This window comes from Erythrobacter sp. SG61-1L (assembly GCF_001305965.1).
Taxonomy (GTDB): domain Bacteria; phylum Pseudomonadota; class Alphaproteobacteria; order Sphingomonadales; family Sphingomonadaceae; genus Andeanibacterium.
Genome location: NZ_JXQC01000003.1, coordinates 1,485,546 through 1,508,956, shown reverse-complemented (window position 1 = coordinate 1,508,956; position 23,411 = coordinate 1,485,546). Strand labels below are relative to the sequence as shown.

34 protein-coding genes and 1 pseudogene are annotated in these 23,411 nt (G+C 62.5%); 31 read left to right on the top strand and 4 right to left on the bottom strand.

All coding sequences use genetic code 11. The features are described 5' to 3' along the window. Positions 1–4: 4 nt before the first annotated feature. Both SZ64_RS07675 and SZ64_RS07670 read left to right on the top strand, forming a co-directional pair. Entirely contained in the window at positions 5–1,129 is a 1,125-nt protein-coding gene (locus SZ64_RS07675; RefSeq protein WP_054530274.1) for a glycosyltransferase family 2 protein, read from the top strand. A 105-nt stretch (positions 1,130–1,234) separates the two neighbouring features. Further along, positions 1,235–1,432, top strand: a pseudogene (locus SZ64_RS07670) (PLDc N-terminal domain-containing protein); the annotation flags it as partial. Positions 1,433–1,444: 12 nt separating this feature from the next. Here SZ64_RS07670 and SZ64_RS07665 read toward each other — a convergent pair. Further along, entirely contained in the window at positions 1,445–2,038 is a 594-nt protein-coding gene (locus SZ64_RS07665) for a hypothetical protein (protein WP_054530272.1), read from the bottom strand. Between the two features lie 115 nt (positions 2,039–2,153). Between SZ64_RS07665 and SZ64_RS07660 the strand changes: the two genes are divergently transcribed. Then, positions 2,154–2,639 (top strand): hypothetical protein, encoded by a 486-nt coding sequence (locus SZ64_RS07660; RefSeq protein ID WP_054530271.1) that lies wholly within the window; start codon positions 2,154–2,156, stop codon positions 2,637–2,639. Between the two features lie 29 nt (positions 2,640–2,668). On the opposite strand, the gene SZ64_RS07655 is transcribed toward SZ64_RS07660, so the two are convergent. Continuing rightward, on the bottom strand, positions 2,669–3,943 hold the full coding sequence (locus tag SZ64_RS07655; protein ID WP_054530270.1) for a phospholipid carrier-dependent glycosyltransferase: 1,275 nt from the start codon (positions 3,941–3,943) through the stop codon (positions 2,669–2,671). Between the two features lie 122 nt (positions 3,944–4,065). Here SZ64_RS07655 and SZ64_RS07650 point away from each other — a divergent pair, with 122 nt between their 5' ends. Both SZ64_RS07650 and SZ64_RS07645 read left to right on the top strand, forming a co-directional pair. Next, positions 4,066–5,274, top strand: coding sequence for an aminotransferase class I/II-fold pyridoxal phosphate-dependent enzyme (locus SZ64_RS07650; RefSeq protein ID WP_054530269.1), 1,209 nt, complete (start codon positions 4,066–4,068; stop codon positions 5,272–5,274). 85 nt (positions 5,275–5,359) lie between these two features. Next, entirely contained in the window at positions 5,360–5,968 is a 609-nt protein-coding gene (locus SZ64_RS07645) for a hypothetical protein (protein WP_054530268.1), read from the top strand. Here SZ64_RS07645 and SZ64_RS07640 read toward each other — a convergent pair. Continuing rightward, positions 5,941–6,387, bottom strand: a complete 447-nt coding sequence (locus SZ64_RS07640; protein WP_054530267.1) for a DUF6628 family protein — start codon at positions 6,385–6,387, stop codon at positions 5,941–5,943. The two genes, SZ64_RS07645 and SZ64_RS07640, sit on opposite strands and share 28 nt — an antisense overlap. A gap of 95 nt (positions 6,388–6,482) precedes the next feature. Next, positions 6,483–6,800 (bottom strand): excalibur calcium-binding domain-containing protein, encoded by a 318-nt coding sequence (locus tag SZ64_RS07635; RefSeq protein WP_156313569.1) that lies wholly within the window; start codon positions 6,798–6,800, stop codon positions 6,483–6,485. Positions 6,801–6,855: 55 nt separating this feature from the next. Between SZ64_RS07635 and apaG the strand changes: the two genes are divergently transcribed. From apaG to rplF, 26 genes are all read left to right on the top strand, one after another. Continuing rightward, the gene (apaG, locus tag SZ64_RS07630; protein WP_054530266.1) at positions 6,856–7,266 is read left to right on the top strand and encodes a Co2+/Mg2+ efflux protein ApaG; all 411 of its coding nucleotides are present in this window, start codon (positions 6,856–6,858) and stop codon (positions 7,264–7,266) included. A gap of 81 nt (positions 7,267–7,347) precedes the next feature. Continuing rightward, a complete protein-coding gene (locus tag SZ64_RS07625) occupies positions 7,348–8,136 on the top strand; it encodes a LysR substrate-binding domain-containing protein (RefSeq protein ID WP_054530265.1) in 789 nt (262 codons plus the stop codon). Between the two features lie 34 nt (positions 8,137–8,170). Then, positions 8,171–8,686, top strand: coding sequence for an FKBP-type peptidyl-prolyl cis-trans isomerase (locus SZ64_RS07620; protein ID WP_054530264.1), 516 nt, complete (start codon positions 8,171–8,173; stop codon positions 8,684–8,686). Positions 8,687–8,773: 87 nt separating this feature from the next. Next, the gene (locus SZ64_RS07615; RefSeq protein ID WP_054530263.1) at positions 8,774–9,496 is read left to right on the top strand and encodes an EF-hand domain-containing protein; all 723 of its coding nucleotides are present in this window, start codon (positions 8,774–8,776) and stop codon (positions 9,494–9,496) included. A gap of 658 nt (positions 9,497–10,154) precedes the next feature. Beyond that, positions 10,155–10,505, top strand: a complete 351-nt coding sequence (locus SZ64_RS07610; protein ID WP_162225084.1) for a TonB family protein — start codon at positions 10,155–10,157, stop codon at positions 10,503–10,505. Between the two features lie 335 nt (positions 10,506–10,840). Then, positions 10,841–11,212: a 30S ribosomal protein S12 gene (gene rpsL, locus SZ64_RS07605; RefSeq protein WP_006831873.1), complete on the top strand. Its 372-nt coding sequence runs from the start codon at positions 10,841–10,843 to the stop codon at positions 11,210–11,212. Between the two features lie 75 nt (positions 11,213–11,287). Then, positions 11,288–11,758, top strand: coding sequence for a 30S ribosomal protein S7 (gene rpsG, locus SZ64_RS07600; protein ID WP_054530261.1), 471 nt, complete (start codon positions 11,288–11,290; stop codon positions 11,756–11,758). 119 nt (positions 11,759–11,877) lie between these two features. Next, positions 11,878–13,971 carry an elongation factor G gene (gene fusA, locus SZ64_RS07595; protein WP_054530260.1) on the top strand — a complete coding sequence of 698 codons (2,094 nt, stop codon included), beginning with the start codon at positions 11,878–11,880 and terminating at the stop codon, positions 13,969–13,971. An 89-nt stretch (positions 13,972–14,060) separates the two neighbouring features. Next, the gene (gene tuf / locus SZ64_RS07590; RefSeq protein ID WP_054530259.1) at positions 14,061–15,236 is read left to right on the top strand and encodes an elongation factor Tu; all 1,176 of its coding nucleotides are present in this window, start codon (positions 14,061–14,063) and stop codon (positions 15,234–15,236) included. A 161-nt stretch (positions 15,237–15,397) separates the two neighbouring features. After that, entirely contained in the window at positions 15,398–15,709 is a 312-nt protein-coding gene (rpsJ, locus tag SZ64_RS07585) for a 30S ribosomal protein S10 (RefSeq protein ID WP_040715017.1), read from the top strand. A 256-nt stretch (positions 15,710–15,965) separates the two neighbouring features. After that, on the top strand, positions 15,966–16,724 hold the full coding sequence (gene rplC, locus SZ64_RS07580; RefSeq protein ID WP_054530258.1) for a 50S ribosomal protein L3: 759 nt from the start codon (positions 15,966–15,968) through the stop codon (positions 16,722–16,724). A gap of 3 nt (positions 16,725–16,727) precedes the next feature. Continuing rightward, complete coding sequence (gene rplD, locus SZ64_RS07575; protein WP_054530257.1) at positions 16,728–17,354, top strand: 50S ribosomal protein L4; 627 nt, start codon at positions 16,728–16,730, stop codon at positions 17,352–17,354. Further along, on the top strand, positions 17,347–17,658 hold the full coding sequence (locus SZ64_RS07570; protein WP_054530256.1) for a 50S ribosomal protein L23: 312 nt from the start codon (positions 17,347–17,349) through the stop codon (positions 17,656–17,658). Before rplD ends, SZ64_RS07570 begins: the two co-directional genes overlap by 8 nt. A gap of 12 nt (positions 17,659–17,670) precedes the next feature. Next, the gene (rplB, locus tag SZ64_RS07565) at positions 17,671–18,507 is read left to right on the top strand and encodes a 50S ribosomal protein L2 (protein ID WP_054530255.1); all 837 of its coding nucleotides are present in this window, start codon (positions 17,671–17,673) and stop codon (positions 18,505–18,507) included. Between the two features lie 5 nt (positions 18,508–18,512). Further along, a complete protein-coding gene (rpsS, locus tag SZ64_RS07560) occupies positions 18,513–18,791 on the top strand; it encodes a 30S ribosomal protein S19 (RefSeq protein WP_054530254.1) in 279 nt (92 codons plus the stop codon). Continuing rightward, on the top strand, positions 18,791–19,168 hold the full coding sequence (rplV, locus tag SZ64_RS07555; RefSeq protein ID WP_054530253.1) for a 50S ribosomal protein L22: 378 nt from the start codon (positions 18,791–18,793) through the stop codon (positions 19,166–19,168). Before rpsS ends, rplV begins: the two co-directional genes overlap by 1 nt. A 2-nt stretch (positions 19,169–19,170) precedes the next feature. Next, positions 19,171–19,866, top strand: a complete 696-nt coding sequence (gene rpsC / locus SZ64_RS07550) for a 30S ribosomal protein S3 (protein ID WP_054530252.1) — start codon at positions 19,171–19,173, stop codon at positions 19,864–19,866. Between the two features lie 20 nt (positions 19,867–19,886). Next, entirely contained in the window at positions 19,887–20,318 is a 432-nt protein-coding gene (gene rplP, locus SZ64_RS07545; RefSeq protein ID WP_054530251.1) for a 50S ribosomal protein L16, read from the top strand. A gap of 3 nt (positions 20,319–20,321) precedes the next feature. Continuing rightward, complete coding sequence (gene rpmC, locus SZ64_RS07540) at positions 20,322–20,525, top strand: 50S ribosomal protein L29 (RefSeq protein WP_054530250.1); 204 nt, start codon at positions 20,322–20,324, stop codon at positions 20,523–20,525. An 11-nt stretch (positions 20,526–20,536) separates the two neighbouring features. After that, positions 20,537–20,818, top strand: a complete 282-nt coding sequence (rpsQ, locus tag SZ64_RS07535) for a 30S ribosomal protein S17 (protein WP_054530249.1) — start codon at positions 20,537–20,539, stop codon at positions 20,816–20,818. Between the two features lie 61 nt (positions 20,819–20,879). Continuing rightward, positions 20,880–21,248, top strand: coding sequence for a 50S ribosomal protein L14 (rplN, locus tag SZ64_RS07530; protein WP_054530248.1), 369 nt, complete (start codon positions 20,880–20,882; stop codon positions 21,246–21,248). Continuing rightward, complete coding sequence (rplX, locus tag SZ64_RS07525) at positions 21,248–21,568, top strand: 50S ribosomal protein L24 (protein WP_054530247.1); 321 nt, start codon at positions 21,248–21,250, stop codon at positions 21,566–21,568. The genes rplN and rplX overlap by 1 nt, the downstream gene beginning before the upstream one ends. Further along, positions 21,561–22,139 (top strand): 50S ribosomal protein L5, encoded by a 579-nt coding sequence (gene rplE, locus SZ64_RS07520; protein WP_082384473.1) that lies wholly within the window; start codon positions 21,561–21,563, stop codon positions 22,137–22,139. Before rplX ends, rplE begins: the two co-directional genes overlap by 8 nt. Before the next feature lie 26 nt (positions 22,140–22,165). Continuing rightward, a complete protein-coding gene (rpsN, locus tag SZ64_RS07515; protein ID WP_054530246.1) occupies positions 22,166–22,471 on the top strand; it encodes a 30S ribosomal protein S14 in 306 nt (101 codons plus the stop codon). Positions 22,472–22,481: 10 nt separating this feature from the next. Beyond that, complete coding sequence (rpsH, locus tag SZ64_RS07510; RefSeq protein ID WP_054530245.1) at positions 22,482–22,877, top strand: 30S ribosomal protein S8; 396 nt, start codon at positions 22,482–22,484, stop codon at positions 22,875–22,877. Beyond that, entirely contained in the window at positions 22,877–23,410 is a 534-nt protein-coding gene (rplF, locus tag SZ64_RS07505) for a 50S ribosomal protein L6 (RefSeq protein WP_054530244.1), read from the top strand. The genes rpsH and rplF overlap by 1 nt, the downstream gene beginning before the upstream one ends. Position 23,411 lies beyond the last annotated feature (1 nt).

Genomic DNA, 23,411 nt, shown 5'->3' with positions numbered 1-23,411 from the left:
CCCGATGTCCCTGCGCCTCGCCGTCATCCTGCCGACCTATAATGAGCGCGCGAATCTGCGCGCGCTGGTCGTGCGTCTCGATGCGGCGCTGCAGGGGGTCGAGTGGGAAGCGGTGATTGTCGACGATCACAGCCCCGATGGCACCGCCGACGAAGCGCGCGCGATCTCGCTGGAGGATCCGCGCATCCGGGTGATCGAGCGGATCGGCCGGCGCGGCCTTGCGAGCGCCGCGATCGAAGGCATGTGCGCCACGGCAGCGCCCGTGGTGGCTGTGATGGATGCGGATCATCAGCATGATCCCGCGCTTTTGCCGGGTATGCTGGAGGTAATCGAGAGCGGCGAATACGACGTCGCCTATGCCTCGCGCTTCTGCGAAGGGGCCAGCACCGAGGCGTGGAACCGGCCTGACCGGGTAAAGGCATCCGGCCTTGCCAATAATCTTGCGCGCAAGATGACCGGGGTTGAATTGTCAGACCCGATGAGTGGCTATTTCATGCTCCGCGCCGAGACCCTGCGTGCCGATGCGCACCGGCTTTCCGGCGTGGGCTTCAAGATCCTGCTCGACATCCTTGCTACGGTGGACCGTCCGTTGAAGATCAAGGAATTCCCGCTGGAATTCGCCGCCCGTGCAGAGGGCGAGAGCAAGCTGGACCGCACAGTGGTGTTCGAATTCCTCGTCGGCCTTTACGACAAATGGCTGGGGCGGATCATCCCGACCCGCTTCGCCCTGTTCGGCACGATCGGTGCGGCCGGCGTGGTGGTGCATATGGCCGTGCTGGCCACCTTCCTGCATTTTGCTGGCGGAGACGGCTTCGTCTTCGGGCGCTGGATCACGGAATTCGACGTTGGGCAGACGGTCGCTTCCATCGTGGCGATGACGTTCAACTTCGTGCTCAACAATGCGCTGACCTATGCCGACAAGAGGCTGACGGGCGCGGGGCCGCTGCTGCGCGGCTGGCTGCGTTTCGCGCTGACCTGTTCGGTGGGGATGCTCGCCAATGTCGGCGTGGCGGCGGCATTGGTCCGTTCCGGCTTCCACGCCTATCCTTCGGCCATCGTCGGCATTTTGGTAGGCTCGGTCTGGAACTATGCCCTGTCCAGCCGCTTCGTCTGGGGCCGTTTCAAATAGGGCGATGCAGGACGGGGCGTTCGTCCGGCCCGACAGGCTGAGGAACTCCTGGCCCTTCCAAGCCGTTGATTTTACGTCGACGTCGCAAGGCGGCGCCGTAAACGGCAAAGGAGGATAAACATGTCCTATCTTCTCGGCTTCATCATCCTGATCCTGGATATCTGGGCCATCGTCAGCGTGCTGCAAAGCTCCGCTTCGGGTGGTGCCAAAATCGCCTGGTCGGCCGGCATCCTGATCTTTCCGCTGCTGGGCCTCATCGTCTGGTTCCTCGCGGGGCCGAAGGCGCGCCCTGCGCTGAGCTGACCGGTATTTCCGCTAATGGGGCGTGGGCACGTCAAAAGCCTGCGCCCCTTCCCGGTCGAGATGGGCGATCAGCACCTTGACCGCCCAGGCGGAGGCCTCCGCCGCATCCGGCCCGTTCAGATCCCACTGATCCCGCATTTCCCGCCACGCGAGGCCGCAGCAAAGCAATTGCATCGCGGCATGTGCCTTGCGCGCCTGTTCCTCGGTCAGCCTGTCCGTATGCGGGCCGAAGATGGCGGAATAGGCGGCAACCCGTTCCGCCTTCATTTCCAGCCGCATCTGGCGCCCTTCCGGACTGGCTGAGGCGACTGTCATGGCGGCAGCCTGACGGTCGAACTTCTCGAACGTCTCACGCAGTTCCCGGTCGAGCAAATCGTGCAGATTGCGCGGCATGCCTCCGGGCGGGGAGAGCAGGTTCCACAGCCGCTTCCGCAGTTCCACCTGATCTGCATAGCGCCGATACACTGTGCGGCGCGAAACGCCGGAAATCTTCGCAACGGCATCGTGGGTAAGCGGCGCGCCCTCCGCAGCAAGCTGTAGCAGCGCCTCGTCGATCCGCTCGTCGTTGGAGGAGGGTTTTTCCTGTATGGTTCCGTCATCGGTCATGACAGCCTCCTGCCACGTGGCACAAAATGTGTCAAATTCCCGTTGACACATTTTGTGCCATAAGTCAGAGGGCCGCCATCGAGTCGCCTGTGCGGCTCAACGGGGAGAACCGAATATGCTGTTCCATCTATCAATCGACGCGCGCGAACCGCGCCATGTCGCTTCCGTCATCGCCGAACTGTTCGGCAATGGCACGATCACGCCTTTCCCGCCGGTAAGCGAGGGTAGCTGGCTCGCCATGGCAGGCGACGATCGCAATACGATGGTGGAAGTCTATCCGCGCGGCACAGTGCTGGAAGAAGTTCCGGGCGATGCCGATGCGGTGGGGAACTTCGACGAAAGCGCGGGCAGGCTGCGCGGCTTTTCCACCCATTTCGCGATGGGTACCCGCCTGCCGCAAGATGAGGTGATGGCGATTGCCGCGCGCGAGGGCTGGCCGGCAAAATATCGCAGCCGCGCCGGATTGTTCGGGGTGATCGAAATGTGGATCGAGGGGGAGCGGATGATCGAAGTGCTCACCCAGGATATGCAGGACGAATATCTCGCCAGCATGAGCGTGGCGGGCTGGACCGGCTTTCTTGCCGCAAACGCTCCGGCCTGACAGGCCTTATCGCACTGCCAAAGGGCCGATCAGCGCCAGCTTTTCAGCCACATCCAATGCTCATAGGCATAGGGGCCAGAGAGCTTTGCGGAAGAAATGATCGGGTAGAATACCGCGAACATCGCCACGCTCAGTGCAAGGCCGCCCAGTGCGGTCTTGCGCCAGCCTGCCTGCCACAGCGCATCCAGCGCCACGGCCAGCGCGCCCAGCAGGAAGCAACTGGGCAGGAAATAGTGGTAGTAGAACTGGATCGGCTTGGGAGCGATGATCCACATGCCCAGCGTCACGGCATAGAGCACCGCCATCGCCAGCGCCGCCTTGTTCTGCCGCATTACCCCGGCAAAGGCGCACCAGCCGACCGCGGCCAGACCTGCGATCATGGTGAAGGGGTTGCCCAGCAGCAGCACGCCGCGCTGCGCGCCGTCCACATTCTCGTAGAGATACCAGATCGGGCGCCAGTCGATCACCCAGTGATACCAGCGGCTCATATAGGGATGGGGCTTCACCGTCTGCTGCTGCAGTTCCCACATCTTCTGGTGGTATTCCCAATATCCGCCGATGGTCAGCGGGTTCTTGGCGTAGAAGAACACGGGCCAGAATGTGGCGAGATAGACCAGCACTGGCAGCACGCCCAGCCACAGGCCTGCCTCCAGCAGGGAAATGCCCCTGATCGGCCCGGCATCGGTCGCGGTGAGGAAGCGCGGTCCGGTCTGCGCCAGACGGATGGCCAGAAAGGTGAGGCCCGGCACCATCAGTACAGGTGCGGCATTCCATTTGCTGCCCAGCGCCAGCCCCATGAAGATGCCCGCAAGGATCTGCCGCCAGCGCGCCTGCCCCGGAATGCGCACTGCGCCCGCCACCATCCATAGCGCCAGAATGGCGAAGCTCACCATGAAGATGTCCAGCATCGCAATGCGGGACTGGACGAACAGGATGAAGCCCGTTGCCAGCAGCACCCCGCTTGCCAGCGTGGCAAAGCGGGACAGGCTGGCAAACCACATGCCGCGCATGAAGGCGAACAGAGTCGCGATGCCGGCAATCGCGGGAAGGACGCGCCACGACCATGGATGATCGCCGAACAGGGCAATGCCCAGCGCGATGAATTCCTTGCCCAACAGCGGGTGTTCGCGATTGGTGATGTGATCGAACGTCGCAAGGATGCGCGATGCGGTCACATAATGGACCTCATCAAAATAGATCCGGGAAGGGGTGCCGAGCCGCCAGAAGACGAGAGCGGCGAACAATGCGGTGATAAGGGCGCACCAGCCAAGCGGGTCGCGGGGAGTTGCCGGATGCTGCATCATCGCCGCGCTGGATAGCAGAGCCGTATGCGGGAGCAATCGGGTATTAGCCGTGGTCTGTGGCTATCCGTCGCATAAACAAACCTTGCTTGCCCCGTCGCGGCACCGGCCCTAAACGCGCGGCCATGAAGAAGACCACCGGAACCGACCGCTCGATCACCTCCAAATGGCGCCCCGCCACTCGCGCGGTGCGCGCCGGCACCTGGCGCAGCGAGCAGGGCGAGACGAGCGAGGCACTGTTCCTCACCTCGGGCTATACCTACGACACGGCCGAAACGGTCGCTGCGCGCTTTGCGGGCGAAGCCGAAGGCATGGTCTATTCCCGTATGCAGAACCCAACCACGGCGATGCTGGAAGAACGGATCGCCATGCTGGAAGGGGCTGAGGCGTGCCGTGTGCAATCCACCGGCATGGCCTCTATGACGGCGGCGCTGCTGTGCCAGCTTTCCGCAGGGGATCACATCGTGGCGGGCCGCGCGGCCTTCGGTTCGTGCCGCTGGATCGTGGACAATCTGCTGCCGCGCTTCGGGATCGAGAAGACAATTGTCGATGCGCGCGACAATGACGCCTGGGAAAAGGCGATCCGCCCGAATACCAAGGTGTTCTTCTTCGAGACGCCCGCCAACCCGACCATGGACGTGGTCGACATGCGCGCCGTCTGTGCGCTGGCGCGGGCGCATGGCATCGTCACCGTGGTGGACAATGCCTTTGCCACCCCGGCGCTGCAGCGGCCGATGGAATATGGTGCCGATGTGGTCGCCTATTCCGCCACCAAGCTGATGGACGGGCAGGGCCGTGTGCTCGCCGGTGCGCTTTGCGCCAGCGAGGAATGGATCAACGACAAGCTGATGCCGTTCCAGCGCAACACCGGGCCGATCCTTGCGCCGTTCAATGCGTGGGTAGTGCTCAAGGGCCTGGAAACGCTGGAACTTCGCGCCGCGCGGCAGAGCGAGAATGCGCTGAAAGTGGCGCAGTTCGTGGAAAGCCGCGTCAGCCGCGTGCTCCATCCCGGCCTTCCCAGCCATCCGCAGCACGAATTGTGCATGAGCCAGATGAGCGCGGCCGGGCCGATCTTCTCCTTCTTCCTCGAAGGCGGCAGGGAACAGGCCATGGCCGTGCTGAACGCGCTGGAGCTGGTCGATATTTCCAACAATATCGGCGATTCCAAGAGCCTGCTGTGCCACCCGGCCACCACCACCCATCACAATATGGGCCCGGAAGGCCGTGCCGAAGCCGGCGTGGAAGACGGGATGCTGCGTATCAATGTCGGCCTGGAAGATCCGCAGGACGTGATCGAGGATCTGGCACAGGCGTTCGATCGCGCCGGTGTGTGATCGCAGGGTAGTTACCCAGCCACAACTGAGCAAAATGGTAACTACTCGCCGCTAGAAAGTCTCCGCCAGAAGAGTGGGGACTTTTATGCGCGAAATGGTTTTCGGGACGATCCTGGTCGCTGCGGCAGGACTTGGCGTATATTTCATGCCGTTGACGTCAGGCGGTGAAAAGCCTGCCTATGCGATGAGTATGGGCGAGGCGAAGAAGCTGCTGGCCGCGGCGGATCTGCGCGAAGGCAAGCTGCCTTTCGGCAGGCTCGACGTGCTGGTCACCGCGCCCGCGCCCAATGTCGTGCGTTATGAGGCCGGCGGGTCTTTCGCCTCGCTCGATTGCCGTGCGGAATTCACTCCGGTCGGCGATGCTGGAGTCAACGTGGCTACAAGCTGCAATCGTTCATCGCCCTCTGACGGTGCCGCATCGTCCATGACTTCGGATGTCAGCGAGCTTGCCTTTGCCGAATATGTCGACGCGGCTCTCGATCAGCGCCCCTTCAACGAAGGCAAGATGACCGCACTCAGCGCCGGTGCGGCAATGCGCAACCTGCCCAAGATGCAGCATGAAGCGCTCAAGATGCAGCGGGAAATATCCCAGATGCAGGCGGATTCAGAAGCTGAACGTCGGCACGATACCGATTGGTCATCCGACGAACAGGTGCAAGATTACGATTACGCCCCCGACTCCAGCGAATGGTAGGCACGTGCAGGTTCCAGTTCTGCAATCGCGCGGCTGAACACGGCGGCGGCTGACAGCGGCTCGCAGATACAGGGATTGCCCGAAAGGCGCACCAGCGCGTCTTCGGCAAGGCCCGGATGGTCGGCTGCCAGATTCAGTGCGTCGATCAGCAGGCCCTCATCTTGCGTCATCCGCAGCGAGCAGCATGGCGCGATGCGGATCGAGCGGTGCGATGCCTGCGCGAATTCCAGCATGAAGGCGCGCAGCAGCACCAGTGGCCGGCGGAAGCGTGCGCCGAACAGATCCAGCATCAGCCAAGCCGCTTGCGCATCGCGAATGCCATGCGCGGCCATGCGTCGCATGGCGACAAGCACCAGCCTCCCGGTGCGGTCTGCCGGAAGGGGAAGGGGAAGCAAATCGGCGGAACGGCCGTGATTCATGGCGCAATCTCCCAACGGGGTTATCCGAGCAACTGCGACTCGTTTACCGCTAATGAGAATCGTTCGCAAGAAGAAAGGGCGGTCATGCTTGGCCCCTATTCGCAGGCGATCCCGTCATTGTCCCGATCAAGCCCGGCGCGATAACCCGGATCGCCGCGCCGCAGTGGGGCTGCTCCGGCCGCGCGGGCGGCGGCGCAATTGGGGTAATAGGTTCCCGCATTTCCGCCTTGCCGGGGGGATGGGGCAGGGGCCGGTGCGCTTGCGGCACGATGGCAGTGATATTCGCCCGTCTTGCGATTGGTGTGGCAGCCATTGGCATCCAGCCCGCCCGGATGGGCGCGCAAGGGGGAAGCGGGCGGAACGAGCAGCACCGCAATGGCGATTGCCGGGGGCAGGGCGCGCTTTCGTCCCATGCGGCCCCATACCACCCCTTTGACGCCCGGCCAAATATGGCTACCGTCGCGACTCATGAAGGAACTGTTCCAGCACGCCGCGATCACGCAGGGCATCACTGTCAGGGTGGCGGTGAATTTCATGCCCGATCAGTCGCGCGTGGACGCGGGCAAGTGGTTCTGGGTCTATCACATCCGGCTTGAGAACGATTCGGGCGAGACGGTGCAACTGCTCTCCCGCTTCTGGCGCATCACGGATGGGCGCGGCATGGTGAACATCGTGCAGGGCGAAGGGGTGGTTGGCGAAACCCCCATTCTCGCGCCCGGACGCAGCCACGATTACGTCTCCGGCTGCCCGCTCACCACGCCGCATGGCAGCATGGAAGGGCATTACACCTTCCGCCGGGTGGACGGCGCGCGCGAGGGGGAGCTGTTCGAAGTGGCCATTCCCTTCTTCCCGCTGGCTGCGCCTGCGACGGCTGACTGAGATAAAGGCGGATCGCCTTTCGGGCAGGCAAGCCATGCTTGGTTGCCCGCAGGCGCCGGTCGGCCTAAATCCCCTCTCACCATGAAGCGGACGCATCTGCCCCTTAACGCCCTGCGCGTATTCGATGCCGCGGCCCGGCACCTGTCCTTCACCCGCGCGGCGGACGAACTGGCGGTGACGCCGGCGGCCGTGGGCCAGCAGATCCGCGCACTGGAAGATGTGCTGGGCGTTGTGCTGTTCCGCCGCACCTCCAAGGGGCTGGAACTGACGGACGAGGCCGTGGCCGGGCTGGACACTTTGCGCGAAGGCTTCCTGCGTTTCGAGGAAAGCGTGCAGGCCATGCAGGCGGGCCAGTCCAGCTATTCCTATGCCATTGCCGCCCCGCATGAATTCTGGGCCACCTGGCTTGCGCCGCGCCTTGCCGCCTTCCGCAAGGAGAACCCGGAGATCCGCTATCAGCTGATCGCGGGCGAGGAAGTGGACTTTACCGAGGCCAATCTGGATATCGCGATCCGCCTGGCCGAAGGGCCGGGCGATCTGGAAGGGCTGCAGCTTGCCCCGGCGATGCGCGTAGTGGTCGCCACCGACAGCGCCCCTGATGACTGGATCGCATGGCCCGGCGCGCCTTTGCCCGATGGGGCGGAGGCCGTGCTTCAGGTCGGCAATGCGGCGCAGGCGCTCGCCAGCGTGCGGGCAGGGCTGGGCAAGGCCATGCTGCCGCTGCTTCTGGTGGAAGAACTGCTGGCCGACGGGCGGCTGAAGGCGCTGCAGGGGCCGGAACCGGGCCACCGTGCATACTGGCTGGTGGCGCCCCGTCCCCAATGGCGCCAGAAAAAGGTCCGCCAATTGGTCGAATTCCTGATGGCCTGAAACAGGGCCGCCCTTTCAAGCAAAGACTCTCCCGATGAAACGCATCCTTTCCTACGCCCCGTTCCTGCTGCTCGCCGTCACGGCCATTCCCGCGCTGGTCCTTACCGCCGCCCGCGCTCAGGAAGAGCCGCAGGGGACCGGCCTCCAGCAGGATGCCGCCTGGCTCAACAAGCAGCAGGCCGCACTGGCTTCGCTCAAGGCCGAAGATGGCTGGCAGTGGATGGAAGGCGGCCTGATGTGGCGCCGGGTGAAGGGTGACGGCACGGGCGAGCATCCCACCGTGCGCGATGTGGTACGCATCCATTATCGCGGCACGCTGACCGATGGGTCGGAGTTCGACAGTTCCTATGCCTCCGGCCGTCCGGCCACTTTCCCCCTGCGCGGCCTGATCCCCGCATGGCAGATGGCCGTGCCGCAGATGGGCGTGGGCGATACAATCGAACTCGCTGTGCCGGCGGACATGGGCTACGGCCCGCGCGGCGCCGGTCCGATCCCGGGCGGGGCGACCCTGTTCTTCACGATCGAACTGCTGGGCATCGTCGGCCGCTGAGGCGCGGGCGGCGGGAACGTGGTTCATCCGCGGTTCACGGCCCGAGGAAGAGGAACCGCCCCGCGCGGGACGGCAGGAGGGCACATCATGAGCAGGTTTCTTCCCACTCTGGCAGTCGCGCTGGCGCTGGCCGCACCCTCGGTGCTGGCCGCGCAGGAAGTGCAATATGGCGGCGACATGTCTCGCATCAAGCGCCCCAACGGCGCGCCTCCTTCCACGCCGATTGCCCGCAAGAAGTTCGACCAGGCGGTGGAGAAGATCTTCCGCGCCGCCGATACCGACCGCGACGGCACGATCACGCTGGCCGAATTCAACGCCGCGATAGAAGCGCGCAAGGCTGCGATGATCGCCCGGCGCTTTGCCGAGGTGGATACGGACCGTAACCGCCAGATCAGCCCCGAGGAATTCGCCGCCTGGCAGCGCACGCTCGGTTCGGCCGTGCTTGCGGAAGACGGCATGACGAGCGGCGAGCAGATCGCGCTGGTTGCCGAGCAATTGCCGGTCGAACTCGGCAAGGACCGCGAGGATGAAGTGCTGGAAGACGTGATCGCCCCGATCACCGCCACGCTGATCGTGGAAGCGAACACCAATTACGATGGCGGCGTTTCGCTGGAAGAACTGCTGGCCTTTGAAGGTGCCCGCTTCGACAAGGCGGACCTCAACAAGGATGGCTGGCTGGTAGCCGACGAGATCGTCGCCCTGCGCGAAGGCCCCGGCACTATGCGCCCGCAGCGCGGTGGCCCGGCCGGCGCACCGGGCGCTGCACCGGGTGGAGCAGGCAGCCCGCCGCCCCCGCCGCCGGGCAATTAGAGCCGGCCTCCTGTCGTCCTTGCGAGCGGCGCAGCCGCGCGGCAATCCGCCGCGTGACATGCGGGCGAGACCCGCACGAAATCCGATCTCGCGAAACCTCGCCGCCTGAGCAGGGCGGGGCGGATGTGGCTGCCATGTGTTACGCAGAACGGCCCCCGAAACACACTGTGTAACACCCCCTGCAAGGCGCGGTTTCGAGCCGTTTTCGGCCATTGCGCGCCTGACGATGTGTGACTTTCCATTTCGCGCTTTCGTGCACCCCGCGTGCTTCACGGCATGAGGCCCAACGCACCCATCCTTCGTCCCCGTCGCGCCTCTCTTCGTAGCCTCGCGCCCCATCTTCGTCACCCCCGCGCAGGCGGGGGCCCAGCCTGCCCTCACACCAAGCCGCGATGCCGCAAAGGAGACGCACCAACCGCGCAGCCGGAAACCCGGCCGATCCTCAACCGGATAGGGAGAAATGCGGAATGTGCCGGGCGGGGAAGGTTGGGCCATAACCCACGGCAGATTGCAGAAGCGGGGCGTGTAGGAAAATGGATTATTGGCCGGAGATCGCTTCGTGAGATGCCAAAACTGTCACAGGCCGGGTTATCGAGATGATATTTGAAACACGAGTCCGCCGGAAATCGGGTTTTTTCGGATGAAGGCGCGACGGATCATGTTCGGCATGATGTGCGTTGGACTGCTGGCTTCCGTGCCTTACTCCGGATATGCTGCAGAACGGGTTCCTTTCGCTCCGTCGAAACCTTTGAACTCGGGCAAGTGGTTTCTCGCTCGCGACCTGATCGATCCGGTCTTCAAGGGTCGTCTACATGGTTTGGTCGGCTATGTTTTTCACGTCTCGCCCGAAGGAAAGGTGACTCATTGCACGGTTCTACAGAGTTCGGGTGATGATCGAATCGATGCGAAAATTTGCGATCTCGTCGTTCAGAGAGCGAAATTTCGCCCGGCGGGAAATCCTGAGGGCCAGCCAGTGCAGGGGACGTATAGCACCAGGCTGTATTGGTAAGGCTGGTATTGCGCCATTTCGTTCGCCCACCCCCGCTTGACCTCATTCCCCCTTTCCCCTAATGGCCCGCACAAGTTCGGGCAGGGATTCCCTGTTCCGGGCATTTCGAGCTGAACATTGGCGGCGCGGTCCCTTGGGGGCGGTCGGCAAAGTAACCCGGCCTTGTGGCCTGGTGGAGCGTTTCGGCTGGTGCTTCTTTCGGGGCCTCTTTCGTGGGGTCTGGGTTTCCGCTTTCGCGGGAATGACGAAAGGTCTCCATCCTTCACTCTTCACCCGGTCGTATTGTCGACAAGCCTGATCCCCTTTGGGGTCAGAAGATAAGGTGAAGAGATTTAATGCCTACGATCAACCAGCTGGTCCGCAAGGGCCGCGTGCCGCAGAAGGCCAAGAGCAAGGTGCCTGCGATGGAGCAGAACCCGCAGAAGCGCGGCGTCTGCACTCGCGTTTACACCACGACCCCGAAGAAGCCGAACTCGGCTCTCCGCAAGGTCGCCAAGGTCCGTCTGACCAACCAGCGCGAAGTCATTTCCTACATCCCCGGCGAAGGCCACAACCTGCAGGAACACTCGGTTGTGCTGATCCGCGGCGGCCGTGTGCGCGACCTTCCCGGCGTGCGTTACCACGTGCTGCGCGGCGTGCTCGACACGCAGGGCGTGAAGGACCGCAAGCAGAGCCGTTCGAAGTACGGCGCCAAGCGTCCTAAGTAAGCTCCGCCGCGAGCAAGGATTGAGGGCCGGCGCGCCGCCTGACGGAAGCGCCGCCCAGTTGAAAAGGAATTACCGATGTCACGTCGTCGTCGTCCCGAGAAGCGGGAAATCCTGCCCGATCCCAAGTTTGGGGATGTGGTGCTTTCGAAGTTCATGAACAACCTGATGTATGACGGCAAGAAGTCTGCCGCCGAAAAGATCGTCTATGGCGCGCTCGACACTGTCGAGACCAAGGCCAAGACCGATCCGGTTCAGGTTTTCCATGACGCGCTGAACAATGTGAAGCCCGCCATCGAAGTGCGTTCGCGCCGCGTTGGTGGTGCAACCTACCAGGTTCCCGTGGAAGTGCGCCCCGAGCGCGCCCAGGCCCTGGCGATCCGCTGGCTCATCACTGCCGCTCGCGGCCGTGCGGAAACCACCATGGCTGCCCGCCTTTCGGGTGAGCTGATGGATGCGGCGAACAATCGCGGCAACGCGGTCAAGAAGCGGGAAGATACTCACCGCATGGCCGACGCCAACCGCGCGTTCAGCCACTACCGCTGGTAAGCGGCGGGCCGGGGAAGGGCACGCATCGGGCGTGTCTTTTGCCGGTCACAATCGTTACTATATGGGGCGAGGGCCGGCATTGGCCGGCCTGAACTCCGAAAGGCCTTAAGGAAACCACCATGGCACGCAGCCATCCGATCGAACGCTACCGCAATTTCGGTATCATGGCGCATATCGACGCCGGCAAGACCACGACGACCGAGCGGATTCTCTACTACACCGGCAAGTCCTACAAGATCGGCGAAGTGCACGATGGCGCCGCCACCATGGACTGGATGGAACAGGAACAGGAACGCGGCATCACCATCACGTCGGCCGCGACGACCTGCTTCTGGAAGGCTGACGAAGGCAATGGCCCCGAGCATCGCCTGAACATCATCGACACCCCGGGCCACGTGGACTTCACCATCGAGGTGGAACGTTCGCTGCGCGTGCTCGACGGTGCGGTTGCCGCTTTCGACGGCGTGGCCGGCGTTGAGCCGCAGTCCGAAACCGTGTGGCGCCAGGCTGAAAAGTACGGCGTGCCCCGGATGTGCTACATCAACAAGCTCGACCGTACCGGTGCGGACTTCTACTACTGCGTGCAGACGATCATCGATCGCCTCGGCGCGGTTCCGCTCGTGCTCTATCTGCCGATCGGCGCTGAATCGGGCTTCAAGGGCCTGGTGGACCTCGTCAACAACCGTGCGATCATCTGGAAGGATGAAAGCCTGGGCGCCGAATTCTTCTACGAAGAAATCCCGGCCGACCTCGCCGACAAGGCTGCCGACTATCGCCAGAAGCTGGTCGAACTCGCCGTCGAACAGGACGACGATGCGACCGAAGCCTACCTCGAAGGCGTTGAGCCCGACGTGGCCCAGCTCAAGGCGCTGATCCGCAAGGGCACGCTGGAACATGCGTTCGTTCCGGTGCTGTGCGGCTCCTCGTTCAAGAACAAGGGCGTGCAGGCCCTGCTCGACGCCGTTGTCGACTACCTGCCGAGCCCGATCGACGTTCCGGCCATCAAGGGCGTGAAGCCCGGCACGGACGAAGAAGATACCCGTCCTTCGAGCGACGAAGCTCCGTTCAGCGCGCTGGCGTTCAAGATCATGAACGACCCGTTCGTGGGTTCGCTGACCTTCGCCCGCATCTATTCGGGCAAGCTGTCGAAGGGTTCGTACCTTAACTCCGTGAAGGAGAAGGACGAAAAGATCGGCCGTATGCTGCTGATGCACTCCAACAACCGTGAGGACATCGACGAAGCATTCGCTGGCGACATCGTTGCTCTGGCGGGCCTGAAGGAAACCACCACGGGCGATACGCTGTGCGCCAAGAACGCGCCGATCATCCTCGAGCGTATGGAATTCCCCGAGCCGGTTATCGAACTGTCGGTGGAACCCAAGACCAAGGCCGACCAGGAAAAGATGGGCATCGCGCTCAACCGCCTGGCTGCCGAAGATCCCTCGTTCCGCGTCTCGACCGACCATGAATCGGGCCAGACCATCATCAAGGGCATGGGCGAACTTCACCTTGAAATCCTCGTCGACCGCATGCGTCGCGAATTCAAGGTCGAAGCCAACGTCGGTGCGCCGCAGGTGGCCTATCGCGAATCGCTTTCGAAGCCTGTCGATGTGGACTTCACCCACAAGAAGCAGTCGGGCGGTACCGGTCAGTTCGGTCGCGTGAAGGTCAAGGTTGCTCCGGGCGAACGCGGTGCTGGCATCACCTTCATCGACGAGATCAAGGGCGGCAACATTCCGCGCGAATACATTCCGTCGATCGAAAAGGGCATGCGCGAACAGGCAGCCAGCGGCTATCTGATCGGCTTCCCGATCATCGACTTCGAAATTCGCCTCTATGACGGTGCGTATCACGACGTCGACTCCTCGACGATCGCGTTCGAAATCGCCGGTCGCGGCGCGATGCGCGAAGTGGCCGAGAAGTCGGGCATCAAGCTGCTCGAACCGATCATGAAGGTGGAAGTGGTTACTCCGGAAGAATTCATGGGCGACGTTATCGGCGACATGAACTCCCGTCGTGGCCAGATCCAGGGCACCGACAGCCGCGGTAATGCCCAGGTGGTCGAGGCCTTCGTGCCGCTGGCCAACATGTTCGGCTACGTCAATGAACTGCGTTCGTTCACCCAGGGCCGCGCCCAGTACACGATGCAGTTCTCGCACTATGACGAAGTGCCCGCCAACGTGGCGGCCGAAGTCAAGGAGAAGCTTGCCTAAAGGCGAGTGACCGTCTAGGGGCGGCGCCTGATTCAACGGGCGCCGTCTCCCGCATTGATCGAATTTTGAGAAAATAGAGGTTTTGACAAATGGCTAAGGCAAAATTTGAGCGGACCAAGCCGCACTGCAACATCGGCACCATCGGTCACGTCGACCACGGCAAGACCACGCTGACCGCTGCGATCACCAAGGTCCTCGGCGCCCCCGTCGATTTCGCGAACATCGACAAGGCTCCGGAAGAGCGCGAGCGCGGCATCACCATCTCGACCGCTCACGTGGAATACGAAACCGACGCGCGTCACTACGCACACGTCGACTGCCCGGGCCACGCTGACTATGTGAAGAACATGATCACCGGTGCCGCCCAGATGGACGGCGCGATCCTGGTTGTGAACGCTGCTGACGGCCCGATGCCGCAGACCCGCGAACACATCCTGCTTGCCCGCCAGGTCGGCGTGCCGGCTCTGGTCGTGTACATGAACAAGGTCGACCAGGTTGACGACGAAGAGCTGCTCGAGCTCGTCGAACTCGAAATCCGCGAACTGCTCTCCAGCTACGACTTCCCGGGCGACGATATTCCGATCGTCAAGGGTTCGGCTCTGGCCGCTCTCGAAGGCCGCGATCCGGAAATCGGCGAAAAGTCGATCCTCGAGCTGATGAAGGCTGTTGACGATTACATCCCGCAGCCCGATCGTCCGATCGACAAGCCCTTCCTGATGCCGATCGAAGACGTGTTCTCGATCTCGGGTCGTGGTACCGTTGTGACCGGCCGTATCGAAACCGGCGTTGTGAACGTGGGTGACGAAGTCGAAATCGTCGGCATCAAGGACACCCAGAAGACGACCGTGACCGGCGTCGAAATGTTCCGCAAGCTGCTCGATCGCGGTGAAGCCGGCGACAACGTCGGTGCGCTGATTCGCGGTATCGCTCGTGAATCGGTTGAGCGTGGTCAGGTTCTGGCCAAGCCGGGCACCGTGAACCCGCACACCGAATTCAACGCCGAAGTCTACGTGCTGTCGAAGGACGAAGGTGGCCGTCACACGCCGTTCTTCGCCAACTATCGTCCGCAGTTCTACTTCCGCACCACCGACGTGACCGGCGAAGTGATCCTTCCCGAAGGCACTGAAATGGTGATGCCGGGCGACAACGTGACCATCGGCGTGAAGCTGATTGCTCCGATCGCTATGGACGAAGGTCTTCGCTTCGCAATCCGTGAAGGCGGTCGTACCGTCGGTTCTGGGGTTGTCAGCAAGATCACGAAGTAATATAGGCGCGCGACCCGCGGGGGATTCGTCCCCTGCGGGTCCGGCTTTTGCCTATAAAGTTTCTGGGGGCCGCCCCTTCCCGAATATTCGGTGAGGCGGGGCGGTTCTTTGTTTTTGGCGGTTTTCGGATCGCCTTGGCTCTTTCGCATCGGTAGTTGGAAATGGAAGCTCAGAATATTCGCATTCGCCTCAAGGCGTTTGACCACCGCGTTCTCGATCAGGCAACTGGCGAGATTGCCGAAACCGCCCGCCGCACCGGCGCGCTGATCCGGGGCCCCATTCCGCTGCCGACGCGTATCGAGAAGTTCACCGTGAACCGCGGTCCGCACATCGACAAGAAGTCGCGGGAACAGTTCGAGGTTCGCACCTACAAGCGGCTGCTGGACATCGTGCAGCCCAACGCCCAGACGGTCGACGCGCTGATGAAGCTGGACCTGGCGGCAGGTGTGAATGTTGAGATCAAGCTGGCCTAAGCCGCTGATCTGAAAGTTTTGGCCTTCGGGCCGCATCCTATCCGGAGCCCGGATTTATCCGGACCGGCTCGCGAGAAAATTCTCGCGCAGACATTGGGATACCGCCGGATCATCGATCCGGGCTGCGTCCCCCGTCTTGCTCTCCCCGAGGTATCATGCCGGGGGAGGGCGCTCAGCCCGGACGGGGCGATGCATCACAATTAGGGCTGGCAAGCACCTGGAATGGGTCCAGGTGCCTCTGTTGAGGAGATTGGTCATGCGCACAGGCGTGATCGCTAAGAAAGTCGGGATGACCCGCCTGTTCCAGGAGGATGGACGTCACGTTCCCGTGACCGTTCTTGCCCTGGAAGACTGCCAGGTGGTTTCGGTCCGTACCCAGGAGAACGATGGTTACACCGCGCTCCAGGTCGGTTCGGGTGAAGCCAAGCAGAAGAACGTTGCCAAGCCGCAGCGTGAACATTTCGCCAAGGCCGAAGTGTCGCTCAAGATGAAGGTCGCCGAATTCCGCGTCGCTGAAGATGCGGTGCTGGAAGTCGGTTCCACGATCGCTGCCTCGCACTTCGTGCCGGGCCAGCTGGTCGACATCACCGGCCACACGCAGGGCAAGGGCTTTGCCGGTGCGATGAAGCGCTGGGGTTTCGGCGGTATGCGCGCCACCCACGGTGTTTCGATCAGCCACCGTGCGCACGGTTCGACCGGTAACCGTCAGGATCCGGGTCGCGTGTTCAAGGGCAAGAAGATGGCCGGCCACATGGGCGACCGTCAGCGCACCCAGCAGAACCTCGAGATCGTCCGCACCGATGACGAACGCGGCCTGATCTTCGTGAAGGGTTCGGTCCCTGGTTCGAAGAACGCATGGCTCCTCGTTCGCGACTCCGTGAAGGTTTCGCGTCACGCCGAGGCTCCCTATCCCGCCGGGCTGAAGAGCGCGGCCAACAGCAATGACGCGGCGCCTGCCGACACCCCGGCTGAAGAAGTCGTGGCTGTCGAAGCGGCCGAAGGCCAGGAGGGCTAAGTCGTGAAGGTGAAGCTTTCCAACCTCGACGGTTCGGTCGCCAAGGGCGACATTGAACTGAACGATGCCGTGTTCGGTCTTGAACCGCGCGCCGACATCCTGCACCGCGTTGTCACCTGGCAACTCGAAAATCGCCGCGGCATTGCCCGTGCGACCCGTGAGCGTTCGGACGTTGCCCGTACCGGCAAGAAGTTCGGCCGCCAGAAGGGTGGCGGTACGGCCCGTCACGGCGACCGCAAGGCGCCGGTGTTCATTGGCGGTGGTAAGGCACATGGTGCCCGCCGTCGTGAATTCGACATCTCGCTCAACAAGAAGATCCGTGCTCTGGGTCTGCGCATGGCTCTCTCGGCCAAGGCGAAGAACGGCCTCGTCGTCGTTGACAGCCTTGAACTGACCGATGCCAAGACCAAGGCTCTGGCCGGTCAGCTCGCCAAGGCGGGCTGGGGCAAGAAGGTGCTGGTGATCGACGGTGAAAGCGTGAACGACAACTTCGCGCGTGCCGCCGGCAACCTGAAGGACATCAACGTCCTCCCCGCCATCGGCGCCAATGTCTATGACATCCTGAAGCATGACACGCTGGTGCTGACGCGCGCCGCTGTCGAAAAGCTGGAGGCGCGTTTCAATGGCTAAGAAGCAGGACGTGGATGTGCGTCACTATGACGTGATCCTTTCGCCGCACATCACCGAGAAGTCGACGCTGCTGTCTGAAAACAACGCAGTCGTCTTCAAGGTCGCCGGCAGCGCCACCAAGCCGCAGATCAAGGAAGCGGTTGAGGCTCTGTTCGACACCAAGGTGAAGGCAGTGAATACGATTGTCCAGAAGGGCAAGACGAAGCGCTGGAAGGGCAAAGCCTACAAGCGCACCGACGTGAAGAAGGCGATCGTGACCCTGGCTGCCGGCCAGGACCCCATCGACGTCACCAGCGGTATCTGAGGCTAGAAGACAATGGCACTCAAGAATTACAAGCCGACCAGCCCCGCGCGTCGCGGCCTCGTGCTGGTGGACCGCTCGGGCCTCTACAAGGGCAAGCCGGTCAAGTCCCTCACCGAGGGCAAGAGCAAGACGGGTGGCCGCAACAACAAGGGCCACGTGACTTCGCGCGGCATTGGTGGCGGTCACAAGCAGAAGTATCGCTTCGTCGACTTCAAGCGTCGCAAGTGGGACGTTGCTGCAACCGTTGAACGGATCGAATACGATCCCAACCGCACCGCGTTCATCGCGCTGCTCAAGTACGAGGACGGCGAACTCGCCTATATCCTCGCGCCGCAGCGTGTTGCCGTGGGCGACCAGGTGATCGCCGGTGAAAAGACCGACGTGAAGCCGGGCAACGCCATGCTGCTCAGCCAGATGCCGGTCGGTACCATCTGCCACAACGTGGAGATGAAGCCGGGCAAGGGTGGTCAGATCGCCCGTTCGGCAGGCACCTATGTGCAGCTGGTCGGTCGTGACCGCGGTCTCGTGATTGTCCGCCTGAATTCGGGCGAACAGCGTTACCTGCGTGGCGATTGCATGGGTACGGTCGGTGCGGTGTCCAACCCGGACAACTCGAACCAGACGCTTGCCAAGGCTGGTCGTCGTCGTTGGATGGGCGTGAAGCCGCTTACCCGCGGTGTCGCGAAGAACCCGGTCGATCACCCGCATGGTGGTGGTGAAGGCCGGACCTCGGGCGGCCGTCATCCGGTCACTCCGTGGGGCAAGCCCACCAAGGGTGCCCGCACGCGGCATAACAAGTCGACCGACAAGATGATCATCCGTTCGCGTCACGCGAAGAAGAAGAGGTAAGCCCCATGGCTCGTTCCGTCTGGAAAGGCCCGTTCGTCGACCTGCATCTGCTGAAGAAGGCAGAAGACGCGCAGGAGCAGGGCACCCGCGCTGGTGCGATCAAGACCTGGTCGCGTCGTTCGACGATTTTGCCGCAGTTCGTTGGCCTGACGTTCAACGTCTATAACGGCCAGAAGTTCATCCCCGTCTCGGTCAACGAGGAAATGGTCGGCCACAAGCTCGGTGAATTTGCGCCCACGCGCAACTTCCCCGGCCACGCCGCCGACAAGAAGGGTAAGCGCTGATGAGCAAGCAGAAAGCTCCCCGTCGCGTAGGTGAAAAGGAAGCGCTGTCGGTCGGCACCACCATTCGTGGTTCCGCCCAGAAGCTCAACCTGGTCGCCGGTCTGATCCGCGGCAAGAAGGCTGAAGAAGCCCTCAACATCCTGACCTTCTCCAAGCGGGCGATGGCGCAGGACGCGAAGAAGGTGCTCGCCTCGGCGATCGCCAACGCCGAAAACAACCACAATCTCGACGTCGACGCCTTGATCGTCGCCGAAGCGAGCGTGGGCAAGTCGGTCACCATGAAGCGGTTCCATACGCGCGGCCGTGGCAAGTCCACGCGCATCCTGAAGCCGTTCAGCCGGCTGCGTATCGTCGTCCGCGAAGTCGAGGAGGCCTGATCATGGGTCATAAATCAAACCCGATTGGCCTGCGCCTGCAGATCAACCGCACCTGGGACAGCCGCTGGTACGCCGAAGGGCGTGACTATGCGAAGCTGCTCGAGGAAGACATCAAGATCCGCAAGTTCGTGATCGAAACCGTGCCGCAGGCTGCGATCTCCAAGATCGTGATCGAGCGTCCGGCCAAGCTGTGCCGCGTCAGCATCTATGCTGCGCGCCCCGGCGTGATCATCGGCAAGAAGGGCGCCGACATCGAGAAGCTGCGTGCGCAGCTTTCGAAGATGACCCAGAGCGAAGTGAAGCTGAACATCGTCGAAATCCGCAAGCCGGAAATCGACGCTAAGCTCGTCGCCCAGGGCATTGCCGACCAGCTCGTTCGCCGCGTGGCTTTCCGCCGTGCGATGAAGCGCGCCATGCAGTCCGCCATGCGTCTCGGTGCAGACGGTATCAAGGTGATGTGCGGCGGCCGTCTCGGCGGTGCCGAAATCGCCCGTGTCGAGCAGTATCGCGAAGGTCGCGTGCCGCTTCACACACTGCGTGCCAACGTCGATTATGCCGAAGCCGAGGCGCTGACCGCCTATGGCATCATCGGCATCAAGTGCTGGATCTTCAAGGGTGAGATCTTCGCCCACGATCCGATGGCGCAGGACCGGCTGATGATGGAGGCTCAAACCTCCGGCGTCCGTCCGGCGCGCTGATCGGGAGCTGAGTAGAGACAATGCTGCAACCGAAGAAAACCAAGTTCCGCAAGGCGTTCAAGGGCCGCATCAAGGGTGATGCCAAGGGTGGTTCGAGCCTCAATTTCGGCTCTTACGGCCTCAAGGCCCTCGAGCCGGAGCGGATCACCGCCCGGCAGATCGAAGCGGCTCGCCGCGCGATCACGCGTCACATCAAGCGCCAGGGCCGTCTCTGGATCCGCGTCTTCCCGGACGTGCCGGTTTCGAAGAAGCCTGCCGAAGTCCGTCAGGGTAAGGGCAAGGGTTCGGTCGAATATTGGGCTGCTCGCGTCAAGCCGGGCCGCATCCTGTTCGAACTGGACGGCGTCGCCGGTCCGCTCGCTGCAGAGGCTTTCAGCCGCGCTGCAATGAAGCTGCCGATCAAGACCAAGGTCGTTGCCCGTCTCGGCGACACCTCGCACCTGGAGGGCTAAACGATGAGCAAGATCGAAGATCTCCGCACCAAGACCGACGACCAGCTGACCGCTGACCTCGTCGACCTCAAGCGCGAGCAGTTCAACCTGCGCTTCCAGGCCGCGACCAACCAGCTCGAGCGTCCTGCTCGGGTTAAGGAAGTCCGCCGCGATATCGCGCGCATCAAGACGCTGCAGAGCGAACGCGCTGCGGCCGCCAAGGCCTGAGGAGTTAGACGATGCCGAAGCGTATCCTGATCGGGACCGTCGTCTCCGACAAGACCGACAAGACCGTCACGGTCAAGGTCGAGCGTAAGGTGAAGCACCCGCTGTACGGGAAGATCATCCGCCGCTCGAAGAAGTACCACGCCCACGACGAAGACAATTCGTTCAAGGTTGGCGAAACCGTCCGGATCGAAGAGACCCGCCCGATTTCGAAGACCAAGAGCTGGAAGGTCCTCGACCGGGTGACGGCCGGCAAGGGTACGGCCCTCGAGGCCAATCTCGAAGCCGAAGCGTAAGCTGAAGATTTTGGAACTGCCGGACTTGTTCCGGCAAGCCGATTGAGAAGGAACCGGATCGATGATCCAGATGCAATCCAACCTCGACGTCGCGGATAACAGCGGCGCGAAGCGCGTCCAGTGCATCAAGGTGCTGGGCGGCTCCAAGCGCCGTACCGCTGGCGTTGGCGACGTGATCGTCGTCTCCATCAAGGAGGCGCAGCCGCGTGCCCGCGTGAAGAAGGGTGACGTTCACCGCGCCGTTATCGTGCGCACCAAGAAGGACGTTCGTCGTCCCGACGGCAGCGTGATCCGCTTCGACACGAATGCGGCCGTTCTCGTGAACAAGAACGAGGAGCCCATCGGCACTCGTATCTTCGGCCCCGTGGTGCGCGAACTGCGCGGCAAGGGCTTCATGAAGATCATCTCGCTCGCGCCGGAGGTGCTGTAATGTCTGCCGCGAAGATCAAGAAGGGCGACACCGTCGTTGTCCGTTCGGGCAAGGACAAGGGCCGCACCGGCACCGTGCTGAAGGTGCTTCCGCAGGACGGCAAGGTCGTGGTGCAGGGCATTAATGTCGCTGCCCGTCACCGCAAGGCGTCGCAGGCGAACCCGCAGGGCGGCATCGACCGCTTCGAAGCGCCGCTCGCCGTTTCCAAGGTTGCTCTGGCAGACCCCAAGTCCGGCCAGGCAACGCGCGTCCGCTTTGAAGAGCGTGACGGCAAGAAGGTCCGTGTGGCCGTGAAGTCCGGGGAGGTCATCAGTGGCTGACAATTACACCCCTCGCCTCAAGCAGAGCTATGAGGACCAGATCGTCAAGGCGATGACCGAAAAGTTCGGTTACAAGAACCGCCTTGAAGTTCCGAAGCTGGAAAAGATCACGCTCAACATGGGCGTTGGCGAAGCCAGCCAGGACAAGAAGAAGGTCCAGACGGCCGCCGAGGAAATGGAACTGATCGCCGGCCAGAAGCCCGTGATCACCAAGGCGAAGAAGTCGATCGCACAGTTCAAGCTGCGCGAAGGCATGCCGATCGGTTGCAAGGTTACCCTGCGCCGCGAACGCATGTACGAATTCCTCGATCGCCTCGTGACGATCGCGATGCCCCGCATCCGCGACTTCCGTGGTCTCAACCCGAAGAGCTTCGACGGCCGTGGCAATTACGCCATGGGCGTGAAGGAGCAGATCATCTTCCCTGAGATCAGCTACGACAAGATCGACAAGGTGCGTGGTATGGACATCATCGTCACCACCACTGCCAAGACCGACGAGGAAGCCCGCGAGCTTCTGCGTCTTTTCGGTTTCCCGTTCCCTGCCTCGCAGGAACAGAAGGAAGCGGCGTGAGCCGCCGATAGAGAGAGCTTAAGTCCATGGCGAAACTGAGTTCCGTGAACAAGAACGAGCGTCGTAAGCAGCTCGTGAAGAAGTATGCGGCGAAGTACGCGAAGCTGAAGGCGATTGCCGACAATGAGTCGCTCGATGAAACCGAGCGCCTGATGGCTCGCCTGAAGCTGGCGGAAATCCCGCGCAACGCGAATCCCACCCGCGTGCGCAACCGCTGCGCCACCACCGGCCGTCCGCGCGGCTATTATCGCAAGTTCGGCCTGTGCCGCGTCGAGCTGCGGGACCTGGCCAACAAGGGCCTGATCCCGGGCGTGACGAAGTCGAGCTGGTAAGGATCCGCAAATGGCTATGACCGATCCCCTGGGTGATATGCTCACCCGCATCCGCAACGGCCAGCAGGCGAAGAAGGATTCCGTCCTCTCGCCGGCTTCCAAGCTTCGCGCCAACGTGCTCGAAGTGCTCTGCCGCGAAGGCTATATCCGTGGTTTCTCGGAAGACGCCACGGGCAAGCACCCGCAGCTGCGGATCGAACTGAAGTATTTCGAAGGCGAGCCTGCCATCAAGTATGTGGCTCGCGTGTCCAAGCCCGGCCGCCGGGTCTATTCGGGTTCCAAGGAACTGCCGAATGTCCGCAATGGCCTGGGCATCACCATCGTCTCGACGCCCAAGGGTGTGCTTTCGGATGCCGAAGCCCGCGCCCAGAACGTCGGCGGCGAAGTGCTGGCGGAGGTGTTCTGATGAGCCGCATCGGTAAAGTGCCGGTGACGATCCCCAGTGGCGTCACCGCCGACATCAACGACGGTATTCTTACCGTGAAGGGCCCGAAGGGCACGCTCACGCTCGGTCTTGCCGACGATGTCACTTACGAGCTGCAGGACGGCACGATTTCGATCCGTCCGGCCAATGACAGCAAGCGGGCACGCTCCTTCTGGGGCATGCAGCGCACGCTGGTTGCCAATCTCGTGTCGGGCGTGACCGAAGGTTACACCAAGGTGCTGGAAATCACCGGTGTGGGTTATCGTGCGCAGGCCCAGGGCGCGAAGCTCAAGCTTCAGCTCGGCTACAGCCACGACGTCGATCTCGACGTGCCGGCAGGCCTCGAAGTGAAGACGCCCGATCAGACCACGGTCGAGATCACCGGCATCGACAAGCAGATGGTCGGCCAGTTCGCGGCCGAAGTTCGCCGCTGGCGGAAGCCCGAACCCTACAAGGGCAAGGGTATCAAGTATCGCGGCGAGTACATCTTCCGCAAGGAAGGGAAGAAGAAGTAAG

Bases quoted from the DNA above. Each gene is read 5' to 3' on its own strand.
- SZ64_RS07675 (WP_054530274.1), top strand. From the start codon at position 5: ATGTCCCTGCGCCTCGCCGTCATCCTGCCGACCTATAATGAGCGCGCG.
- SZ64_RS07665 (WP_054530272.1), bottom strand. From the start codon at position 2,038: ATGACCGATGACGGAACCATACAGGAAAAACCCTCCTCCAACGACGAG.
- SZ64_RS07660 (WP_054530271.1), top strand. From the start codon at position 2,154: ATGCTGTTCCATCTATCAATCGACGCGCGCGAACCGCGCCATGTCGCT.
- SZ64_RS07655 (WP_054530270.1), bottom strand. From the start codon at position 3,943: ATGATGCAGCATCCGGCAACTCCCCGCGACCCGCTTGGCTGGTGCGCC.
- SZ64_RS07650 (WP_054530269.1), top strand. From the start codon at position 4,066: ATGAAGAAGACCACCGGAACCGACCGCTCGATCACCTCCAAATGGCGC.
- SZ64_RS07645 (WP_054530268.1), top strand. From the start codon at position 5,360: ATGCGCGAAATGGTTTTCGGGACGATCCTGGTCGCTGCGGCAGGACTT.
- SZ64_RS07640 (WP_054530267.1), bottom strand. From the start codon at position 6,387: ATGAATCACGGCCGTTCCGCCGATTTGCTTCCCCTTCCCCTTCCGGCA.
- SZ64_RS07635 (WP_156313569.1), bottom strand. From the start codon at position 6,800: ATGGGACGAAAGCGCGCCCTGCCCCCGGCAATCGCCATTGCGGTGCTG.
- apaG (WP_054530266.1), top strand. From the start codon at position 6,856: ATGAAGGAACTGTTCCAGCACGCCGCGATCACGCAGGGCATCACTGTC.
- SZ64_RS07625 (WP_054530265.1), top strand. From the start codon at position 7,348: ATGAAGCGGACGCATCTGCCCCTTAACGCCCTGCGCGTATTCGATGCC.
- SZ64_RS07620 (WP_054530264.1), top strand. From the start codon at position 8,171: ATGAAACGCATCCTTTCCTACGCCCCGTTCCTGCTGCTCGCCGTCACG.
- SZ64_RS07615 (WP_054530263.1), top strand. From the start codon at position 8,774: ATGAGCAGGTTTCTTCCCACTCTGGCAGTCGCGCTGGCGCTGGCCGCA.
- SZ64_RS07610 (WP_162225084.1), top strand. From the start codon at position 10,155: ATGTTCGGCATGATGTGCGTTGGACTGCTGGCTTCCGTGCCTTACTCC.
- rpsL (WP_006831873.1), top strand. From the start codon at position 10,841: ATGCCTACGATCAACCAGCTGGTCCGCAAGGGCCGCGTGCCGCAGAAG.
- rpsG (WP_054530261.1), top strand. From the start codon at position 11,288: ATGTCACGTCGTCGTCGTCCCGAGAAGCGGGAAATCCTGCCCGATCCC.
- fusA (WP_054530260.1), top strand. From the start codon at position 11,878: ATGGCACGCAGCCATCCGATCGAACGCTACCGCAATTTCGGTATCATG.
- tuf (WP_054530259.1), top strand. From the start codon at position 14,061: ATGGCTAAGGCAAAATTTGAGCGGACCAAGCCGCACTGCAACATCGGC.
- rpsJ (WP_040715017.1), top strand. From the start codon at position 15,398: ATGGAAGCTCAGAATATTCGCATTCGCCTCAAGGCGTTTGACCACCGC.
- rplC (WP_054530258.1), top strand. From the start codon at position 15,966: ATGCGCACAGGCGTGATCGCTAAGAAAGTCGGGATGACCCGCCTGTTC.
- SZ64_RS07570 (WP_054530256.1), top strand. From the start codon at position 17,347: ATGGCTAAGAAGCAGGACGTGGATGTGCGTCACTATGACGTGATCCTT.
- rplB (WP_054530255.1), top strand. From the start codon at position 17,671: ATGGCACTCAAGAATTACAAGCCGACCAGCCCCGCGCGTCGCGGCCTC.
- rpsS (WP_054530254.1), top strand. From the start codon at position 18,513: ATGGCTCGTTCCGTCTGGAAAGGCCCGTTCGTCGACCTGCATCTGCTG.
- rplV (WP_054530253.1), top strand. From the start codon at position 18,791: ATGAGCAAGCAGAAAGCTCCCCGTCGCGTAGGTGAAAAGGAAGCGCTG.
- rpsC (WP_054530252.1), top strand. From the start codon at position 19,171: ATGGGTCATAAATCAAACCCGATTGGCCTGCGCCTGCAGATCAACCGC.
- rplP (WP_054530251.1), top strand. From the start codon at position 19,887: ATGCTGCAACCGAAGAAAACCAAGTTCCGCAAGGCGTTCAAGGGCCGC.
- rpmC (WP_054530250.1), top strand. From the start codon at position 20,322: ATGAGCAAGATCGAAGATCTCCGCACCAAGACCGACGACCAGCTGACC.
- rpsQ (WP_054530249.1), top strand. From the start codon at position 20,537: ATGCCGAAGCGTATCCTGATCGGGACCGTCGTCTCCGACAAGACCGAC.
- rplN (WP_054530248.1), top strand. From the start codon at position 20,880: ATGATCCAGATGCAATCCAACCTCGACGTCGCGGATAACAGCGGCGCG.
- rplX (WP_054530247.1), top strand. From the start codon at position 21,248: ATGTCTGCCGCGAAGATCAAGAAGGGCGACACCGTCGTTGTCCGTTCG.
- rpsN (WP_054530246.1), top strand. From the start codon at position 22,166: ATGGCGAAACTGAGTTCCGTGAACAAGAACGAGCGTCGTAAGCAGCTC.
- rpsH (WP_054530245.1), top strand. From the start codon at position 22,482: ATGGCTATGACCGATCCCCTGGGTGATATGCTCACCCGCATCCGCAAC.
- rplF (WP_054530244.1), top strand. From the start codon at position 22,877: ATGAGCCGCATCGGTAAAGTGCCGGTGACGATCCCCAGTGGCGTCACC.